Source organism: Streptomyces sp. NPDC002640, from assembly GCF_053592575.1.
Genome location: NZ_JBSFVZ010000053.1, coordinates 1 through 1,808 on the forward strand (window position 1 = coordinate 1; position 1,808 = coordinate 1,808).

The 1,808-nt window shown below is 66.8% G+C and carries 1 protein-coding gene and 1 pseudogene; both read left to right on the forward strand.

Annotated elements, in window-relative coordinates:
• Window positions 1-236 precede the first annotated feature (236 nt).
• Window positions 237-1,262, forward strand: a complete 1,026-nt coding sequence (locus ACWD3O_RS33895; protein ID WP_451418547.1) for a tyrosine-type recombinase/integrase — start codon at window positions 237-239, stop codon at window positions 1,260-1,262.
• A pseudogene (locus ACWD3O_RS33900) lies at window positions 1,259-1,808 on the forward strand (hypothetical protein); the annotation flags it as partial. The gene ACWD3O_RS33895 and the pseudogene ACWD3O_RS33900, both read left to right, overlap by 4 nt.

Here is a 1,808-nt window from a genome sequence, read left to right on the forward strand (position 1 = left end):
TTATCTGCGGTCCTGATCTGGCCCTCGTTGTGTGAGGCACATGGGCTCATCAGTCCGTGTGACTGTGAGATATCTGCTGGTTGTGAGGCACGTCTTGACGGTCAGTCATCGGTGTCATGAAGTTCCGTGCTGCATGCGCTGAGTCCCCAGTCGACGGGCGCCCGCTGTGGGTCGTGGTCGATGAGTCGTACCGGCTTCACCATGAGTCCTGCCTGTTCCTGGCTTCGTTGCGGGACATGGGTCGGTCGTTCAACACCGAGAAGGCGTACGGCATCCGTTCCGCTCTGCTGCTGACCTGGTGCTCCGACCGTGGCCTCGACTGGAAGTCGATCACGCTGCTCGACCTGGCCCGGTTCCTGCGTTGGCTGGTGGACGAGCCGCTACCTCCACGCAGCCCGCGGCTGTCGTCCCCGCCGCGCTTCCGGATGGAGAAGTCCGCGAACGCGGTGATGACCGGGGTCTGCGAGTTCTTGCGGTTCTGCTCGCGCAATGAGTGGGTGGACGCGGAGCTTGTGGGCCGGCTGTCGGAACCGAAGTACCTGAGCTGGCTTCCGCCGGGCAAGGATGCAGGCGAGGACGGCCAGTTCCGCACCGTGAGGACGAAGATCCTCAAGCTGCCTGAGCCGTCCGAAGAGGCCGTGGAGTATCTGCCTCCGGAGGAGGCTGACCAGCTGTTCCAGGTCGCGACGCGGGCCCGCGACCGGTTCCTGATCGCCCTGCTCGGCTGCACGGGAGAGCGGATCAGCGAGGCACTGGGACTACGCCGTCAGGACATGCACCTGCTCAGCGACTCACGGATGCTCGGATGCCGGGTGGAAGGCCCGCACATTCATGTCCGGAGGCGGGCGAACAACGCCAACGGAGCCCTGGCCAAGTCCCGCTTCGCCCGGGTCATCCCGGTCACCGAGGACCTCGCCGGGCTCTATGCGGACTATCAGCTCGAACGGGACGAGGTCCCCGAGGCGGCCGACTGCGACATGGTCTTCGTGAACCTCTTCCACGCCCCGCTCGGGCGACCGATGCGCTATGGCACGGCGAAGGAGCTCTTCGATCGGCTGGCGAAGAAGACCCAGCTCACCGCCCGTCCGCACATGCTGCGGCACGGGGCGGCCACGGCCTGGGTCCGCGCCGGCGTCGACGAGGACGTGGTCCAGGACCTGATGGGGCACGTCTCCCGGTCCTCGCTGACTCCTTACCTGCACGCCAGTGACGCGGACAAGCGGGCGGCAGTCGAGCTGGTGGCAGCAGGGAGGCGCTCGTGACCAGTCCCGCCCCGATCACAGCGGAGCCGCACTCCGACGTCGTTCCCCTCGACCTGACGGCCTGGACGAGCTGGCTGCAGGAGCAGGTCGATCCTCTCTGGCGGCCGGGCGAGTGGTCCCAGCAGGCATGGTTCTTCGACGGCGACGTGGACAACCCGCGCACCTCGGCCTCGAAGTGCGCCACCACCTCGTGCTGGACGGTGATGCCCTCCCGCAACCTGCTCTGCCGACATTGCCTGGATGCTCACAGGATCAGCACGCTGAGCCGGGAAGAGTTCGTCGCCACCTACCAGCGGCCCCGACGGATCCGCACGAAATGGGGGTCCGAACGCGAGCCATGCGCTCTGGAAGGTCCCTCCGGCAGATGCGAGCGGCCGGCCTACAGCGGCAAGATCTGCCGCACCCACTACTCGCGTTGGCGCCGGCGCCCGGATCCGGAAACCACAGTCGAGGAATGGCTGGCTGTCACCACTGCGGAGCCGCTGGAAGCAAGGCCGACCTGCATCGTCCGGGGCTGCTTCAACCAGCGAGTGGTCGCGGGACTCT

Coding starts and splice junctions, on each gene's coding strand:
- ACWD3O_RS33895 (WP_451418547.1), top strand. CDS start 237: ATGGGTCGGTCGTTCAACACCGAGAAGGCGTACGGCATCCGTTCCGCT.